This is a genomic window from Mangrovibacterium sp. (assembly GCF_041596335.1).
Lineage (GTDB): Bacteria > Bacteroidota > Bacteroidia > Bacteroidales > Prolixibacteraceae > Mangrovibacterium.
Genome location: NZ_JBFHIT010000005.1, coordinates 1 through 17985 on the forward strand (window position 1 = coordinate 1; position 17985 = coordinate 17985).

11 protein-coding genes and 2 tRNA genes are annotated in these 17985 nt (G+C 42.6%); 9 read left to right on the plus strand and 4 right to left on the minus strand.

What is annotated here, in order from left to right; translation table 11 throughout:
* Window positions 1–12: 12 nt before the first annotated feature.
* Both ABZD21_RS03145 and ABZD21_RS03150 read right to left on the minus strand, forming a co-directional pair.
* A tRNA-Trp gene (locus ABZD21_RS03145) sits at window positions 13–85 on the minus strand.
* 320 nt (window positions 86–405) lie between these two features.
* Window positions 406–490: transfer RNA gene (locus ABZD21_RS03150), tRNA-Ser, on the minus strand.
* Between the two features lie 274 nt (window positions 491–764).
* Here ABZD21_RS03150 and ABZD21_RS03155 point away from each other — a divergent pair.
* The 3 genes from ABZD21_RS03155 (at window position 765) to ABZD21_RS03165 (ending at window position 3835) form a co-directional block, all read left to right on the plus strand.
* Window positions 765–1034 (plus strand): HU family DNA-binding protein, encoded by a 270-nt coding sequence (locus tag ABZD21_RS03155; protein WP_372772850.1) that lies wholly within the window; start codon window positions 765–767, stop codon window positions 1032–1034.
* Between the two features lie 87 nt (window positions 1035–1121).
* A complete protein-coding gene (locus ABZD21_RS03160; protein ID WP_372772852.1) occupies window positions 1122–1814 on the plus strand; it encodes a TrmH family RNA methyltransferase in 693 nt (230 codons plus the stop codon).
* Window positions 1815–1891: 77 nt separating this feature from the next.
* Window positions 1892–3835, plus strand: a complete 1944-nt coding sequence (locus ABZD21_RS03165; RefSeq protein WP_372772853.1) for a dihydrofolate reductase — start codon at window positions 1892–1894, stop codon at window positions 3833–3835.
* Window positions 3836–4042: 207 nt separating this feature from the next.
* Here the strand turns inward: ABZD21_RS03165 and ABZD21_RS03170 are convergent, their stop codons facing one another.
* Window positions 4043–6139, minus strand: coding sequence for an ATP-binding protein (locus ABZD21_RS03170; protein WP_372772854.1), 2097 nt, complete (start codon window positions 6137–6139; stop codon window positions 4043–4045).
* 619 nt (window positions 6140–6758) lie between these two features.
* Between ABZD21_RS03170 and ABZD21_RS03175 the strand changes: the two genes are divergently transcribed.
* Entirely contained in the window at window positions 6759–7373 is a 615-nt protein-coding gene (locus tag ABZD21_RS03175; RefSeq protein WP_372772856.1) for a hypothetical protein, read from the plus strand.
* Window position 7374: 1 nt separating this feature from the next.
* On the opposite strand, the gene ABZD21_RS03180 is transcribed toward ABZD21_RS03175, so the two are convergent.
* The gene (locus tag ABZD21_RS03180) at window positions 7375–8886 is read right to left on the minus strand and encodes an aminotransferase class V-fold PLP-dependent enzyme (protein WP_372772857.1); all 1512 of its coding nucleotides are present in this window, start codon (window positions 8884–8886) and stop codon (window positions 7375–7377) included.
* A 207-nt stretch (window positions 8887–9093) separates the two neighbouring features.
* Between ABZD21_RS03180 and htpG the strand changes: the two genes are divergently transcribed.
* The 5 genes from htpG (at window position 9094) to ABZD21_RS03205 (ending at window position 17984) form a co-directional block, all read left to right on the plus strand.
* Complete coding sequence (gene htpG / locus ABZD21_RS03185) at window positions 9094–11151, plus strand: molecular chaperone HtpG (protein WP_372772859.1); 2058 nt, start codon at window positions 9094–9096, stop codon at window positions 11149–11151.
* A 425-nt stretch (window positions 11152–11576) separates the two neighbouring features.
* Entirely contained in the window at window positions 11577–12473 is an 897-nt protein-coding gene (locus ABZD21_RS03190) for a tetratricopeptide repeat protein (protein WP_372772860.1), read from the plus strand.
* 306 nt (window positions 12474–12779) lie between these two features.
* Window positions 12780–13331: an RNA polymerase sigma-70 factor gene (locus tag ABZD21_RS03195; protein ID WP_372772861.1), complete on the plus strand. Its 552-nt coding sequence runs from the start codon at window positions 12780–12782 to the stop codon at window positions 13329–13331.
* Window positions 13332–13397: 66 nt separating this feature from the next.
* Window positions 13398–14369: a FecR family protein gene (locus ABZD21_RS03200; RefSeq protein ID WP_372772862.1), complete on the plus strand. Its 972-nt coding sequence runs from the start codon at window positions 13398–13400 to the stop codon at window positions 14367–14369.
* Window positions 14370–14474: 105 nt separating this feature from the next.
* The gene (locus ABZD21_RS03205) at window positions 14475–17984 is read left to right on the plus strand and encodes a SusC/RagA family TonB-linked outer membrane protein (RefSeq protein WP_372772863.1); all 3510 of its coding nucleotides are present in this window, start codon (window positions 14475–14477) and stop codon (window positions 17982–17984) included.
* Window position 17985: the final 1 nt, after the last annotated feature.

Here is a 17985-nt window from a genome sequence, read left to right on the forward strand (position 1 = left end):
GGACAGCTTTTGCACGGGAGGAGCGACTCGAACGCCCGACACCTGGTTTTGGAGACCAGTGCTCTACCAACTGAGCTACACCCGTTTCTTAATTGCGAGTGCAAATATAATAATAAGTTCTAAACAACCTAAAAATATTTTTGAATTGGATCAGTTTTCGAATGCCTGATTACATAAGTTTTTGAAAGTCAATCTATCTTTTGGGATACTTTTTTTTTGAAAATTTTCTGCCGTCTCAGCAGAGCGTCGAGGGATATCGTCAGTGAGCTGAGTTTATTCTTTCCTAAACGTCAATTTGGCTATTTGGACTTGGATCGACGCAACCTGTCGGTTGATGACAGCATTCGTAGTTGAACTGATTCAAAAACAAAAAAGCCGAAGCAATTTGCTTCGGCTCTTGATCGGCGGAGAGAGAGGGATTCGAACCCCCGGATCCGTGAAGATCAACGGTTTTCAAGACCGCCGCATTCGACCACTCTGCCATCTCTCCGTGGATGTGGCGCAAAAGTAGAGGAAATTTTCAAACCGCAAAAATTTGAGCAATAAAAAATCAATCATTTTCAAAAAAAAAAAAACTGCAATTGGTTTGCATATTTAAATCTTATTTTAGAATTTTATGAAACTTAAAATTAAAGCAACTGAAAGTGTTGATTTTACTGAGGTTTTAGAAAATGGGGTTGTATTTTAAGTCCGGTGTTTTAAACTATGTCAATAAGCAAGTAATAATAATCAGTTTATTTTTTAAACCCTAAACATGTTTTCCTATGAACAAAGCTCAATTAATTGACGCCATTGCGGAACAGTCCGGTTTGACAAAGGCAGACTCAAAAAAGGCGCTTGACGCATTTGTCGCTGCTACTACCGATGCACTTAAAAATGGCGATCGTGTTGCTCTGATCGGTTTCGGATCATTCTCAGTATCAACACGTAGTGCCAGAACTGGCAGAAATCCACAATCAGGTGCGCCTATCCAGATTCCTGAAAAGAAAGTAGTTAAATTCAAGCCAGGTGCCGAATTAGACGACGCGATCTAAGATCTTATTAGATAGAAAGAAATTTGAAAGGGAGGCTTTTTTGCTTCCCTTTTTTATTTTTGTGCCCTAAACAAGTATTTCTGAATCATGGATTACCAATTGATTGATTATCTCTCTGAATTTATTACTCCTGAACGAAACGAACTATTTGAGCGCATACTCGACCAGCGTACCCGCTACATCTCGATCGTTCTGGAAAATATTTTTCAACCTCAGAATGCGAGTGCAGCTATGCGTTCGGTTGATTGCTTTGGTTTACAGGATGCTCATGTGATCGAAAATGGAAACATATTTGAGGTCGACCGGGAGGTCGCAATGGGGGCAACCAAATGGCTGAATGTAAAAAAATACAATCAGAAGGAGGAGAATAGTTTAGATGCCATTCGACACTTGCGCAAGCAGGGCTATCGAATTGTGGCAACAACGCCACATGAAGGCGATACTAATTTGGAAGACTTTGATCTGAGGAAAGGAAAAGTGGCCTTGTTTTTTGGAACTGAACTGACCGGGATCTCAGAGGTGGTGAAAGAAGAAGCGGACGAGTTTTTGAAAATTCCTATGTATGGATTTACGGAAAGCTTTAACATTTCGGTATCGGCTGCCGTTATTCTGCATCATCTCACGTTAAAAATGCGGTCCGACAGCAGTATAAATTGGCAGTTGACAAAAGAGGAAAGAGCTGAAATAAAATTGTGTTGGTTACGACGAACAATTAAATCGTCTGATTTGATTGAAGAAAAATACCATATGCGCAAGGATACTAATTCGGAAAAGCCATAGCTTTGAAAAAAATTCTTCAGGCATTTGATGAATGGATTTAATGCAATGGATGAGTCTGAAATTGTAAAACATGAAGGATGGAAAAAATAAATGTGTTTGTTGAGAAGTTCGCCGATATAAAAATATTACGATACGAGCTGCCTGGCTTCGAAAAGCTTAGTTTACAGCAGAAACAGTATATTTATTACTTAAGCGAGGCTGCTCTCTGTGGCCGCGATATTTTGTTTGATCAAAATAACCGCTGGAATCTCAAAATCAGGAGCCTGCTCGAGATAATCTACCGGACTTACAGCGGTAGTCGGCGAGCCGAGAGTTTTCAGGCGTTTCACCTCTACCTGAAACAGGTTTGGTTTGGCAACGGCATTCATCATCACTATTCAACAGAGAAATTCATTCCGAAACTCTCTCGTCAGGAGTTTGTAACGTTGTTGCAGCAGTCTGATGGCGAACAGTTCGCTTTTCAGGCTGAATTGGAGTCTATTTTAGATGTTATTTTCGACCCGGAGCTCGAAGCCAAGGCGATTAGCCTGGATAGCAGCAAGGATCTTTTAAAGGCCTCAGCAATGAATTATTATCAGAATGTGACGCAGGCCGAGGCTGAAGCTTTTTACGAATCGATGCGCAAAAGCTACGGAGCCCATGCGCCTTCGTTTGGATTGAATTCAACCTTAGTGAAACAAAACAATGAACTAAAAGAAGAGGTTTGGTGTAGTCGCGGAAAATACGGAAAGGCGATCAGGCAAATTATTTATTGGCTTGGTAAAGCGATTGAGTTTGCTGAGAATGAGTTGCAAAAAGAAGTAATTCAGAAGCTGATAGCCTATTATGAAACCGGTGACCTGAAACTTTTTGACGCCTATAGTATTGCCTGGACAAATGAAAATGAAGGGTTGGTTGATTTCGTGAATGGTTTTATAGAAATCTACGGCGATCCGCTGGGGATAAAAGCCAGCTGGGAGTCTATCGTCAATTACAAGGATCTGGAAGGAACTAAGCGGGCGCTCATTTTATCCGAAAATGCCGGCTGGTTTGAAGCGAACTCGCCAGTTGATTCTCAATACAAAAAAGCGGAGGTGAAAGGGGTGAGTGCCAAAGTTATTCACGTGGCGATGTTGGGAGGCGATTGCTACCCGGCTACTCCAATCGGCATCAATTTGCCAAATTCGGAATGGATCAGAGAAGAGTTTGGATCCAAGTCGGTGACTATTGAAAATATTACCCAGGCTTATTTTAACGATTCGCTCGGGAACGGGATGCTCGAGGAGTTTGCAGCGTCTGAAGCTGAAATTGCAAGAGCTCGTGAGTTTGGCCGGCTGGCGGGTAATTTGCATACCGACTTGCATGAGTGTTTGGGGCACGGATCAGGAAAAATGAAACCGGGTGTGAAGCCGGAAGATCTGAAGAATTACTATTCGACTATGGAAGAGACGCGCGCTGATTTGTTTGCGCTCTATTATATTACCGATGAAAAATTACTCCAACTGGGTATAGTCCCTTCTCACGAAACAGGTATGGCCGAATACGATGCATACCTTCGAAACGGGTTAATTACTCAGCTTACCCGGATTGAAGCTGGTAAAGATCTCGAAGAATCGCACATGCGAAACCGGCAATTGATTGCGAAATGGGCGTTTGAACATGGGAAAGCCGAAAATGTGGTTGAATTTGTTCGAAGGGAAGGAAAGACTTTTGTTCAAATTAATGACTATGAGAAACTCCGGCAGCTGTTTGGGATGTTGCTGAAGGAAGTTCAGCGAATTAAATCGGAGGGCGATTTTGAATCGGCTAAAACTTTGGTAGAGCGTTACGCTGTGAGGGTTGATCAGGATTTGCATGCTGAAGTTTTGGAGCGATTTAGAAAGTTGAACATCGCGCCTTATGCCGGCTTTCTGAACCCAGAGCTCAAGTTGGTTACCGATGACTCGGGGAAGGTGGTTGATGTGGCGGTTGAGTACCAGTCGGATTATACGCAGCAAATGCTTAAATACAGCGAAGAATACGGATTCATGCTGGAAAGTTAGTTTGAAACGAGCTGTTTCAGATTTCGGGCAGGTTGATTGTTGTTCCAATGAATGATAATCAACCTGTTTTTTTATGTCCGATGTGAAGGGCTCAATTTGATTGATCGCAAATCTGGCGTTGACCATTCGTAGATTCCACAAATTCTTCACCAGTGGTGGGGCGCTCTTGTTGTTGAGTCGAGCCATGCCGTTTCTTTGTGGAATGGGCTACATCGGGGAGCTCATGGAAGCAGCTGCTTGTGGTGCTGTTAATTCCTCTAATTCGGCCGAGTAGGTTGGTAGCGTGAAGCAGAAGGTGCTCCCATGGCCTTCGGTGCTTTCCACTTCTATAGTTCCGTTCAGGGTATCGCAAAACTCCCTGCAAACCGACAAGCCCAGCCCGCTGCTTTTTTCGCCGTCGGTGCCGTAACGCACATCTTCCTTGCTCACGTTAAAGAGGCGGCTTTGGCGGTCGGGGCTGATTCCCATCCCGGTATCCTTGATCGAAATCCGGGTGTCTTTGCCTTCGCAGCTAAAGCTGATGGTAACCGAACCTTCTTTAGGCGTGAATTTTAACGCATTGTTAACCAGATTGCGGCAGATGGTGTGTACCATGTCCCGGTCGGCCCAAAGAAGGCATTCGTTTTTGTCCTGCAGGCTAAGCTTAATTTGTTTACGTTCAGCAACCGGCAAGTACAGCTGGTAGCACTGGTTCAATATTTCGTTCAGGCTGATCGGTTCTATACGTGGTTTCAGATCGCCCGACTGGCTGCGGGCCCAGTTCAACAGATTGTCCGTCAGTTCGAGTACCTGTTCGTTTTTGCGATCCATTTCCTTGGCCATCCGGGTAATTGCATCGTAGCGGCCGTCCTTCAGGTAGAAATTCAACAGGCGAACAAAGTTGGAAACCGAGACCAGCGGACTGCGCAGGTCGTGGGCAATGATGCCGAACAATTTATTTTGGGTGTTCACGGCCTTTTGTAATTGGATATTCTGGCTCGTGATCTGTTCCTTTTGTTTAAAAATGAGCTGGCTTTGCTGTTTCAACTGAACATTCACCTTGCTTAAATAAATCATGAAATACGATACAACTCCTACGATAAAAACCAGCAAGCCGATGATAACCAACATGAACTTTTTATGTTGCCGTTCGAGAAGTAATTCTTCGGCTTTCAGCAAGTTTTCCTTGCCGAGAAGCTCAATTTTGGCGTTTTTCTTTTCCGTCTCGTATTTTTTCTCCAGTTCCAGTAATTGGGTGGCGAGGTTCTCCTGGTATAGGCTGTCTTTATATGTCGTCCATGTTTTTAGGTAATCCAATGCTTTTTCGTACTTGCCGGTGTCTGATGTTGCTTTTGCCCAAACCCAATAATTGCCGGCTAAGCTTTTATAGTTTGCCAGAATCGATTTAGGGTTTTCAATCTCCTTGGCTATTTCGAGTGCCGTAAAGTAATAGTTCTCTGCAAGAGAATAGTTGCGAAGACGAAACTGGATTGCTCCCATCAGCCTGTTGCTTAATTCGATGAAGTATTTATTGCCGATGACAGAATAAGAAGCTAATGCTTTTTCTACGTACTCAATTGATAGACTATATTTCTTTTGGAGGTAGAAAAGGTTCCCCATATTGTAGGTAATCAAAGCCAAATTTGCCGGGTCGTCAATTTTTTGAATCTCCTGGTAGGCTTTTAAATATAGTTCTTCCGATTTATCGTACTCTTTCATTTCTAGATAAACATTCCCGGTGTTCATGTAAACCAGAAATTTTTCCTTATCAGTGAGTTGGGATCCGTATTCGTTTGCCAGTTGACCGTAATATTTTAAAGCTGAAGAATAGTCCTTCATTTTTTTGTGCGCTTGCCCTAAAATATTCAGCAAATTGAAATGGAGATCGAACGGTGTTGAGTTAGTCAGCAGCTTTTGGGCTTCGAGTAAATGTTTGATGGCTTGTTCGAATTCGTAATTGTCGGAATAGACTGAGCCAATTGTTGTTAAAGCTTTTATTTGGTAGAGCGTATCCCGGTTTTGAGTGATGTCGAGGTAGGTGCTTTGAAGCACTAAAAGTGCACTGTCTTTTAGACCTAAATCGGCGTAAGTGCTTCCTGTCTTGAGCTTTGCGTCCCAATAGAGGTTTTGAAAACCGGATTCAGATGTTTCGTCTGCAATTTGTTTGTAAAGCACTAATGCACTGTCGAGTTTGACCTTGAATACCATTTTGGCTTGCTCCAGCCTAGATTGGTAATAGGCGGTATCCCGGATGCTCTGTGCTTCCGCAGCGAAAGTCAATTGTAGACAAAGTAAGATGAGTGGCACTTGAAAAAATCTGAACATTGGAGCTGTGGGCTGAAGTTGTTTTGGAAGGTGAATATACAAAAAACTCCGAAGTTCGTTTCTGAAAGGTGATTAAAACAAGAAGGAGTTCGCATACTCCCTCTTGTTGATTGGTTTTTCTAATCTTTACCGTCACCGGTATCTGTGTCCGGATCAACGGCATCGTCCTCGTCAGGCGACGGAGCGATGGTTTTGATTTGCGCCAGAGCTACCCGGTTGGATTTTCTCGATTGAATCATGTGTTGTTCGTTTTAAAAGGTGAATAAATCAATTGTTACGCCTTGGTTTTTGCAGCGATCCATCCCTGTTAGAACGGTTCCTTCTGTTTACCAGAGCATTGTAATTCATTAAAGGTAAAGTGAATTCATTAAACTTAAGCACATTTTTGTTCATTAAATTTCAACGGCGACTCGCCGGTGTTTTTCAAATGGCAGTGCGGCGATGAATTGTTTCAATTTTTTAAGGCTAGTGGTTCAATTTAAATCTGTAATTTTAAACAATCCGGACTGAACTCCGGTCGTCGAATTGAAACCATCGTTTTAGCTATTCAGTTCGATAATCCAATTGCGAGTTGGTTGCAGATATTTGTCGAATTTCCGAACGAAAACCTTGAAATACAATGAAAAACCTTCCAGAGTATTTAGTCATTTCGCTGTGTTTTCTTGCAGTATCCTGTCTGGTCATTTCCGTTCATCCGCTGTATACGAAACAGGATTTGTTCGCCAATGATTTGTTGTTGGGGCACTGGGTCGATCAGGATACGACCACTTGGCAGTTTGAATACAGTTACAAAGGAGAAGAAATTCCGGAAAATATAGATAGCACGGCCTATGTGCTACGTTTTCGGGAGAAAGGGAAAACCGATTTCTCGTCTTCCGAATTTAAAGTACACCCTGTAAAATTGGGTGGCGTTTATTTCCTTGACTTTTTCCTCGAAGAAAACGAACCGGATTCTGAGGATGGACCCGATCTGTTCGATCTGCATCTTTTCCCGGTGCATAGTTTTGCCCGCCTCGATATGGATGCGGACGGAGCCACAATTCGCTGGTTTGATCCCGACTGGCTCAGGGAGTTAGCCGAAAGCGACCGGTTGGAGCTTAACTACGAACTTGAGGATGGCACTTACCTGCTTACCGCTCCTACCGATCAGTTGCAGGATTTTGTGGTGAAATACGTCCGCGAAGAGGCTGCTTTCGAAGATGGAGTGACATCCATATTGAAGCGATCAGAGTAGGTCAGAATTTCAGCTTTTGCCCGCTTGTTGTTTCCGGTATTTCTACAGGGTTTAGCAAAAACCACTGGTCGACAATTTGCGCGTAATTTTTTTCGTGCTTGTGTTGGTATGTGTTGGTGCGAGGAATTGGTTCATAATCCTGCCGGTATTTTTCAATGTTCGCGACAATGTTTCGCAGAGCACAAACAAAAAGCTCGACTTCCGCATCCGTCATCGTCGGATGCAGCGACCAGCGCACCCAACCCGGTTTGTCGGACAGGTCGCCATGGTTGATTTTTTCGGTGATTTCGGACGATTCCTCGTAGCTCACTTTCAGTAAAAAGTGGCCGTAGGTTCCGGCACAGGCACAGCCACCACGCACCTGAATGCCGTGCAAATCGTTCAGCAAGCGAACCAGTAAGTTGTAATGAATACCCGGTATGTAAAACGAGATTACGCCGAGCCGGTCACGCTGATTGTTGGCCAGGATTTGTACTTCGGGGATGCTGTCGAGTCCTGCAAAAGCCTGTTGCAGTAATTCGTCCTCTCGCTTTCGAATATTCTCAACACCCATTTGCTCTTTCAGCTGGCAGCATAGCGCTGTTCGGATCGATTGCAGAAATCCCGGTGTGCCGCCATCTTCCCGCGCTTCAATATCATCCACATATTTGTACTCGCCCCAGGGATTGGTCCAGTCAACGGTTCCTCCTCCCGGTTGGTCGGGAACCGCGTTGTGATACATCGATTTGTCGAAAATGAGTACTCCGCAGGAGCCGGGACCGCCCAGAAATTTATGAGGCGAAAACAGGATGGCATCCAATTTCATCATTGGGTCTTCCGGATGCATGTCGATTGGGTCATATGGTGCCGAAGCAGCAAAGTCGATGAAGGCCACACCGCCATGTTCGTGCATGATTTTAGCCAGTTCAAAATAGGGCGTTCGTATTCCGGTAACATTTGAGCAAGCCGTAAAAGCACCGATTTTAAACGTTCGGTTTTGGTATTCTTCAAGCTTTTTACGTAGATTTTCGGGGGCGATCAACAGGTCGTCATCTGGTTCAATAATCACCACATCGGCAGTGGTTTCATACCAACTGGTGTGATTGCTGTGGTGCTCCATATGAGAAATAAAGACGACCGGCTTTTCAGTCTCGTTCTGGTTGCCGGGGATTTTTTCACCCTTGTTTTTTAAGCCGAGCATGCGCTGAAATTTGTTGATCACACCGGTCATCCCGGTTCCGGCTGTAATAATGACATCGTTAGGTCCTGCGTTGACATGCTGCTTTATTAGTTTGTGCGACAGGTGATAGGCGCGGGTCATCAATGCCCCGGTTTCGCTGGTCTCCGTGTGGGTGTTCGCTACGAACGGACCAAATGTTTCCTGAATTTTTCGCTCAATAGGGCGATACAGACGGCCACTTGCGATCCAGTCGGCATAAACGATCTTTTGCTCGCCAAAGGGGCTTTCAAAACGTTGCTCAATGCCAACTATTTGGGCTCTGTAGGGTGCGAAATAGTCTTCCAGATTACTCATTGATTAAATCACTTTTCCGGGTTCAACTCAAAGAAAGCAGATTCTACTGACATAAGAACAGAAAAATATCAGGTTTTTCAATGCGTGGCGGAAAGGCATTCCAGTGGAGGTGACAATTCGTCACCTTTTCCCAATGGCACAGGCTTTGAAAAAGAGAGGGCGTAAAATGAAAAATTCAGAAGTTTAAAATTTAAAAATATGACGACGATGCAAAAAGGTAAAATTGGCGTATCAAGCGACAACTTATTTCCGATTATTAAAAAGTTCCTCTATTCAGATCACGATATTTTCCTGCGGGAGATTGTATCGAATGCGGTAGATGCGACTCAAAAATTAAGAACGCTGGCAGCTCGCGGCGAAACAGCGGTATCAGTTGAAAATGCCAAAGTACGTGTATCTTTCGATGCCGAGAAGAAAACCATAACAGTATCAGACAATGGTATTGGTATGACTGCCGAAGAAGTTGAAAAATACATCAACCAAATTGCTTTTTCCGGAGCAAATGAGTTCCTCGACAAATATAAAAACGACGCGAATGCGATCATCGGGCATTTTGGCTTGGGATTCTACTCTTCGTTTATGGTTTCGCATAAAGTTGAAGTGGTTACAAAATCGTATAAGGAAGGTGCACAGGCTGTGCGTTGGGAATGCGACGGTAGCCCGGAATATACATTGGAAGACGCTGACCGCGCTGAAGTGGGAACCGATATCATTATGTATGTGAATGAAGAGTCGGAAGAATTTTTGGACAAATCCCGGTTGGGCGAAATCCTGAATAAGTATTGTAAGTTTTTACCTGTTCCGGTGGTGTTCGGAAAGAAAACCGACTGGAAAGAAGGGAAAGAAGTTGAAACGGAAGAGGATAACCAAATTAATGACGTTGCACCGGCTTGGACAAAGAAACCTGTTGATCTGAAGGACGAAGATTACAGTTCGTTCTATCGTCAGCTTTATCCTTTCGGCGAAGATCCTTTGTTCAATATCCATTTGAATGTAGACTATCCGTTCAATTTGACAGGTATTTTATACTTCCCGAAATTGAAAAACACCATTGAGGTTCAGAAGAATAAAATTCAACTATATAGTAACCAGGTTTTTGTTACCGACTCAGTTGAAGGTATTGTTCCCGACTTTTTAACCCTGTTGCACGGGGTGATCGACTCTCCGGATATTCCACTGAACGTGTCACGTTCGTACTTGCAGAGCGACTCAAATGTGAAGAAAATCAGCAGCCACATCACTAAAAAGGTGGCCGACCGCTTGGCTCAGCTCTTTAAAGAAAACCGCGAAGAGTTTGAGAAGAAGTGGGACGATCTGAAGATTTTCATTGAGTATGGCATGCTGACCGAAGAGAAATTCGAAGAAAAAGCGAAAAGTTTCTTCCTGTTTAAAAATACCGATGGAAAATACTTCACGCTGGAAGAATACGAAAAACTGATCAAAGACAGTCAGACAGACAAGGATAACAATCTGATTTATCTCTACACCAGCAGCGAAGAAGAGCAATTCACCTTCATTCAGGATGCGAAAAATAAAGGGTACGATGTGTTGGTAATGGATGATGCTCTGTCGACTCACCTGATTAACAAATTTGAACAAAAAGAGACCAGCAAACGCTTTGTTCGCATCGACTCGGATGTAGTGGACAACCTGATTCGGAAAGAGGAAGAAAGTGAAAAGCTGAGCTACGAAGAAAAAGCCGAATTGAGCCCGGTTTTCCAGGCTGTTTGCCCGGCCAGCAACGGTGTTAATTACATGGTTGATTTTAAATCGATGGGTGAAAACGGTCAGCCAATGGTGATTACCCGCAATGAGTTTATGCGTCGGATGAAAGACATGAGTAAACTACAAGGTGGCGGCGGAATGAATTTCTATGGTGATTTACCGGAAAGTTTAAATCTGGTTGTGAATACCGATCACCAGCTGGTGAAAAAAGTATTGGCTGAAAAAGATGCTGCTCTGAACGCTGATTTGAGTAAAGTGAACGAAGAATTGACTGCTCTTAACACCGAAAAGGAGAGTCTGGAGAAAGCTAAAGACGGCAAAAAAGACGAAGAAATTCCAGCTGCAGACAAAGAAAAGTTGGATGATATTCAGAAAAAAATATCAGACTTGGAAGGTGAAAAACGTAGTAAGTTGGAAGCTTTCGGCAAGGATAACAAGTTGGCAAAACAAATGGTTGATCTGGCCTTGTTGGCCAATGGCCTTCTGAAAGGTGCTGACCTTGATAAATTTGTTCGTCGTAGCATTGAGTTGATTAATTAGTCTTCATTTAATTGAAGTGAGATAGCTTTAGGCCATCGGGTTACGATCCGGTGGCTTTTTTTATACTGATACCCGATCAGGTTTTAAGGGTAAAAAGCTATTTTAGATCATTTAGAATTCTGAGAGTATGGCTGATGGCTCGTTCCATAAAATTAATTTTTACTTGGCCCGTGGCTTGCTCGGTTTGATTTGATTTGTTTGTTGTTTGCCCATGTGGTTGAAACCGGTGTTGGCGTGTTAAATGACAGCAATTTGCGATGGTATCACATTTGTATTACTTTTGGCCAATTGGTTTAAGTTTTTTGTAGCGTTGGATTCCGTTTTATGGAAATCGGAATAACAGGAATAGAGTGGAAAATGACTTGTTTTTTTTGGATCGGGTAATGTTCGGTATCAGGAAAACAGGCCAAAAAAGAAAGAGTGATATGGAATTTTTGAAGAAAAATAGTGGCATTGCCATGCTGTTGATGGTGCTTGTAGTTACCGCGTGTTCAACATCTAAAGTCGTGATAACAAAATTAGAATTGGCAACACAAGCTGAGGCCGAAGGGAACTATAATGGTGCTACTGAGGCCTGGAGCAGTTATTTTGATGAGCAGTTGACAAAAGGCAGGGAAATATTGGCCGAAAGTTATGCTCGTGCCGGGAAAACGGCAGTGAAAGCCGGTCGAACCGAATTGGCAGAGAGCTGGATGAGCAAAGCGCGACGTGACGGGTATTCTGATCCGGAAATGGAACTTGAGCTGGCCCGAATTTATCGGAGCAGAAATGAGCTTCCGAAAGAATTGAGTACGCTTGAGATTTTCAAAAGCAAGTATCCCGAAAATCAGGGTGTTGAAGAAGTGAATGGCCGGTTGTTCAAAATATACTCCATGTTGAAGGATGATCAAAAGGCGAAGGTTATTTGGATTTATTTGACTGATAAACAGCGACAGGACAAGGAATTCCTCGAAGACTATTTTAAAATAGTTGCAAAAAGGAATGATATGGTAGAGACCATTAGCGTGGCAAAAGAGTTGGTGAAAGCAGATTCGAATAACGTTGCCGCGCTGGAGTGGTTAGCGCAGACTTATTACAATAGGGCAGAAAATAGCTATCAGGCAGAGATGGCTGCTTACAAACAAACACACACGCATTTGCAGTATCTCCATTTAACCCAGGAGTTGAAGGTAATTAACGCGAATTTTCAAGAATCGTTGGAATACTTTACCAAGTTGTGGGAAATTGAACAGAAAGCGGCTTATGCGGCCTATATAAGCAATATCTACACCCGATTTGATAACAAGCAGAAGGCCGATTATTTCAGGAAATTTGTGCAATAGCGCTGCGTTTAGGTGAATTCGGTTCCTACGCTTCTGTTTGCAACCTTAAGGGGGTGTTGTGTTTTAACGTGATGCATTTGCCAAATCGTGATGTAGGAATGATGTTCTCTGGCCTAAAAATTTAGTTCATTTCCGAATTCGAGCTTTGCCAAAAAGTAAATTGATAGTACGAAGTTTAGCAAGATATAGAAGCGAGCTTGCAGAGCGAAAAATCGAGTTTCATTTCTAATTTTTGCAAAAAAACAACGAATTGAAAAGAGATGAATAACTATATTCGACCTTGTGTTAAATATAAAACAGCGACCATTGGCAGAATTGAATGATATCGTCCTTTTTCACAGAATTAAAAGCGGAGACTTTGACGCTTTTAAAGTTCTGTTTGATCGGTACTATAAGCCGCTTTGTTGTTTTACTTTAAAATTTATTCGCGATAGCTATGTCGCCGAAGATGTTGTTCAGGAAGTATTTTTGAAAATCTGGGAAGACAAAAGCAAGATAAAAATAGAAGGTTCGTTCAAATCCTATCTGTATACTGCCGTTCGAAACAGAAGCCTCAATAAACTGAAATCCGAGAGTGTCCGATTGGATTATACCAAATCATTTGTCGATACGACCGACCGGGTTGTTGAACCCAACGAGATTGAACAAGAAGAATTTAGGCATTTTCTAGCCATTTGCATTGGCAAATTACCTCCTCGTTGCCAGGAAGTTTTTAATCATAGTCGGTTCGATGATATGAAGCAGGAAAAAATTGCTGAAGAAATGAATATCTCAATAAAAACTGTTAAGGCACAGATAGGCAAGGCTTTGCAGTTGATCAGAGAGTGTTTGGACGGCTCTGTCCCAAAATATTTGTAATTTATTTCTCATTCGCGTAAGACCTTTTGTAATCGGAACTGTCATAGTAATAAATGAGGTCCGGAAATGAATAGGATTTACGAAATATTTTATGCGGTTTTATCCAATACAGCCACCAGCGAAGAGATGGCTCGTTTTGAGGACCTGCTTAAAAGCGAAGAAAACCAACTGTTGTTTGATCAGGTCAAAAAGATCTGGAATCAAGCCAGAGAGGTAAAAGACTACACTGCATTCAATAGCGCTTTAGGCTTCCATGGTGTTCGCCAAAAAATTCAACAGAAGAAAGTCAACAATAGGAGGTACTTGTCAATAGCAGTGGCCAGTATGGCTGCCAGTATCCTAATCATGTTCGGCTTATTAAAAATAACAGGTCTCACTGCACCTTCAGATCCGCTTGCATCGGTTACTTTCCAAACAGAATTTGGTAACAGATCGGTCGTTGTTCTACCGGACAGCACAAAAGTTTGGCTTAATTCTCAATCTAAAATTTCATATAATGCCGGTTTTGGAACGCAAAATCGCGATGTTGCTCTGTCGGGTGAAGGCTACTTCGATGTTTCGCATAGCGAAACTCCCTTTGTCGTCAATGTCAACGATTTTAAGGTGAAGGTACATGGTACTACGTTTAATATTTCCGCGTATTCTCAGGATCAGGAGATAGTTACAAGTCTGGAGTCGGGAAAAATTAGCATTGAAAAGCCAGGCGTAAAAGAGTTTGTTCTAACGCCCGGGCAACTGGTGGTTTACAATAGAAACGCTGCGGCTTTCAGGGTTAGAAACGGGAACGTAGATGAAATTTCGGCCTGGAAAAACAATAAAGTGTACTTACACGGCGAGTCGTTGAACCAATTGGCGGTTAAAATTGAACGCAAGTTTAACGTTAAAATTCATTTTAAGCCTGAAAGTTTAGGACAGGATGTCCACTATTCGGGTGTGTTTAGTGATGAGAATGTAGAAGAAGTTCTGGATGCTATATCAATAGCAAGTGATCTGAAATATACAAAATCAGGAGACCAATATTATGTGACAAATAAATAGGAAAATAAAAAGAAAAAAACCGTCAGGAATCCTACCTCCTGACGGTCAGATAAATACCCTCTAATAAGAATATTAGAAGATTATTAACTTAAGTCCAACAAAATTATGAAAAAAAAACTAAACCTGGCCAGGTACGATTCCCGCCATGTTCGAAAACTATTTCTACTTATGAAACTAACTACATTTTTTATTCTGGTGATGACACTGCATCTATCGGCGAGTGTCTATTCTCAGCAGAAACAACTCTCGTTGGATCTGAATAATGTTAGGATCCGGGAGGTTTTGAATGCCATTGAGTCGCAGAGTAATTTTAAGTTTCTGCTTCAGGATGAGCGAATTAATATCGATCAGAAGATTAGTATTAATGTCGATCAGGCGAATATCGATGCGATTTTGGACAAAATATTTGCCGAAAATTCGGTTGACGTGACCATTACCGATAAAGACCTGATTATCATACGTCCGTCGAATAACCAATATTCAAATACGAATAATCAGCAACAGCAAAAGGTGGTAAAAGGAAAAATCACCGATGAGGATGGTCAGCCACTGCCGGGGGTTACGATCGTTATCAAAGGGACAACCACCGGGACCATTTCCGATTTCGATGGAAATTATTCGATCGCAAATGTGCCTGAAACCGCTACATTGGTGTTCTCGTTCGTAGGCATGGGAGCACAGGAAATGCCTGTTGCCGGAAAAAACAGCATCAATGCGGTAATGAAAGCGGATGCGATTGGTGTTGATGAGGTTGTGGTGGTAGGATACGGAACGCAGTCGAAAGCGACACTTACCGGAGCCGTTACTCAGGTAAAGGGTGATGATATCATGAAAGGTAAGAGTACTTCTAATGCGATTCTGGCAATGCAGGGTGAAGTAAATGGTGTTTTGGTTACCAGGGGCAATGCCCGACCAGGTAACGAGGAAATGGACATCAAAATCCGCGGAGATATGTCAGTAAACGATATCTCACCAGTCATAATTGTCGACGGGTTGGAGATCCCGGAATGGCAACTTTCTACCATCAACTCTAACGATATTGAAACCTATTCGGTGCTAAAAGATGGTGCTGCTGCAATTTACGGAACAAAAGCGGCTGGAGGTGTTATTCTTATTACAACCAAAAATGGTCAGAAAGGAAAACTGAAAGTCGACTATCAAAGCGATTATCAGATGAACTTTGCATACGACCTTCCGATTGCGAATTTTTCTGACTGGGCACAGATTTGGTACAATGCCGGAACCAACGACATGATTGATTACGTTGATTCAAAAGGAGTTACAAATACGGCTGGTTTTACCGGTCGGTTCTTCACTCAGGATGAGTTTTATTCAATTGCCAATGGTACCTTCCCTTTAGCTCCTGAGTCGTATTACTTTGCAGGCTTGGACCATCGCTTTGCAGATATTGATATGTACGACTACTGTTACGGAACAACCGGTTCTCACCGCCATAACGTTTCAGTTTCCGGTGGTAGCGATAAGGCGACTTTCCGTACATCGTTGGGATATTCTGATGAGCGTTCTACACTGACTGAGGCTTACGACGGTGCTAAAAAATATAACTTCAGTACAAAAGTTACTTATGAACTGAGCGATATGATTAGCACTGAGTTTAATATCGGGTATGACGTTAGAAATATCGACGAACCAACACAAGGGATTGGTGAAGGGCTTCAGAACCCACCAATGTTCCCTATTTATAACCAATATGGTCAATATTATGGCTTGTGGGGGAACAACATTCCTGCCAAACTTACAGAAGGAGGCCGTACTGTGACAGAACAGGAATCTATTCGTTTGGGTGGAAAAATTAAGCTGGATCTGGACAAGTATTTGAAAGGATTTTCATTACAATACCAGGCGAATATTACCAAACGTCGAAGCGATAAAACTGCCCGTAAAACTCAGGTAACACTTTACGACTGGGATGGCAATGTATACAATGTGAGCCCTTCGGCAGATGCTACTTCTGTGGAAGTTGATTTGGATAAAGTTTTCTTTCAAAATCACGTGGTACAAGCGAACTACCAACGCAAGTTTGGCGCTCACAACTTAGGCGTGATGGTTGGTGCTGTTTCTGAATTGTCTGATACTGAAAATTATAACATGTACCGTAGTGGAATGTCATCGAATAACCTTGATGCTTTAAATACGGGTGATGCATCAACACAAACCAACGAAGGCGAAAGTTCGGCAGTTGGACAGGTATCTTATATTTCCAGGATAAACTACGATTATAACGGAATTTATCTTCTTGAAGGGTCGTTACGTAGAGACGGTTCATCTCGTTTGGATCCAGACTACCGCTGGAAAAACTTCTATGCTGCTTCTGCCGGTGTACGTTTATCGGAAATGAATTTCTTAAAAGATCGAATCTTCGATAATTTAAAACTCCGCTTCTCATATGGTGAGATGGGATCAACGACTGGTATTGGTACGTATGACTATATTTCAACCATCAGCACAGGCGCTGAATACTTTGGAACAACTCCTGCGTTACAAAACACGGCCTGGGTTTCGTCGATGACTTCGACAGACCGTTCCTGGGAGCGTGTAGCAAAAACCAATGTCGCTGTTGACTTTGCTGTTTTAGATAGTCGACTAAGCGGTACTTTGGAGTATTTCTACAACCAGAACAAAGACATGTTAATTAGTGTGACATACCCCGAGGTTTTGGGTGCTACAGCCCCGAAAACCAATAGTGGTGACTTTGTAAATAAGGGTTGGGAAGTTGAATTAAAATGGAGAGACAAAATTGGTGAAGTAGACTATAATGTCGGTTTATCAATGTGGGACAGCAAAGGTGAAGTAACCCGGATGGAGGGAGCAGAAAGTATCACCTACGGTATCAATAGTAGTGCCATAGAAGGAAAACCTTTAAATGCGATCTACACCTACAAAACTGATGGTTTGTTGCAAAATGAAGATGAAGTGTTAGCGTATTATAATGAAGTCGGATTTGCAGATCCTTCAGATATCACCACTTTGGTATCCGGAACGAAACTGCCTTCATATGTTAGTGCTAACCGTTTGATTCCGGGAAGTGTGAGAAGAGTTGACGTGAGCGGGGATGATAAAATTACAACCGATGACTTGGTATACTACGGCGATGCTAATCCGCATTACAGTTTCGGAATTAACCTGGGAGCACGTTGGAAAAATTTCGATTTTAGTGCATTCTTCCAGGGTGTAGGCCAGCAACATATCGTGCGTGGTGGTACATTAGCATATCCTTTCAGATCTTGGTGGATGGGACAGAACGAAACCTGGTTGAATAAAACCTGGACACCGGAAAATACCTCCTCAGAGCTGCCTATTGTAGGTTATAACGGTTCACGGAAAACCTGGAACTATGCTGAAACCAACGATATTAACGTAGTGAATGCTTCTTACCTTCGCGCTAAGGTAATTACATTCGGATATACTTTCCCCAAAGCATGGATGTATAAAGCAGGAGTCGACAAACTTCGTTTATCAGTAACCGGAAATGATTTATTCTGTATTTCTAACGTAAAAGATGGTTTGGATCCTGAACACGGCAAAGATGCCCACAATGGTGATGCGCTAAGTTTCCAATCGGCATTAATATTTAGTATACAAGCTACATTTTAAT

What these genes read in the sequence shown, in the direction of transcription:
- ABZD21_RS03155 (WP_372772850.1), top strand. Translation starts at nt 765, where the DNA reads ATGAACAAAGCTCAATTAATTGACGCCATTGCGGAACAGTCCGGTTTG.
- ABZD21_RS03160 (WP_372772852.1), top strand. Translation starts at nt 1,122, where the DNA reads ATGGATTACCAATTGATTGATTATCTCTCTGAATTTATTACTCCTGAA.
- ABZD21_RS03165 (WP_372772853.1), top strand. Translation starts at nt 1,892, where the DNA reads ATGGAAAAAATAAATGTGTTTGTTGAGAAGTTCGCCGATATAAAAATA.
- ABZD21_RS03170 (WP_372772854.1), bottom strand. Translation starts at nt 6,139, where the DNA reads ATGTTCAGATTTTTTCAAGTGCCACTCATCTTACTTTGTCTACAATTG.
- ABZD21_RS03175 (WP_372772856.1), top strand. Translation starts at nt 6,759, where the DNA reads ATGAAAAACCTTCCAGAGTATTTAGTCATTTCGCTGTGTTTTCTTGCA.
- ABZD21_RS03180 (WP_372772857.1), bottom strand. Translation starts at nt 8,886, where the DNA reads ATGAGTAATCTGGAAGACTATTTCGCACCCTACAGAGCCCAAATAGTT.
- htpG (WP_372772859.1), top strand. Translation starts at nt 9,094, where the DNA reads ATGCAAAAAGGTAAAATTGGCGTATCAAGCGACAACTTATTTCCGATT.
- ABZD21_RS03190 (WP_372772860.1), top strand. Translation starts at nt 11,577, where the DNA reads ATGGAATTTTTGAAGAAAAATAGTGGCATTGCCATGCTGTTGATGGTG.
- ABZD21_RS03200 (WP_372772862.1), top strand. Translation starts at nt 13,398, where the DNA reads ATGAATAGGATTTACGAAATATTTTATGCGGTTTTATCCAATACAGCC.
- ABZD21_RS03205 (WP_372772863.1), top strand. Translation starts at nt 14,475, where the DNA reads ATGAAAAAAAAACTAAACCTGGCCAGGTACGATTCCCGCCATGTTCGA.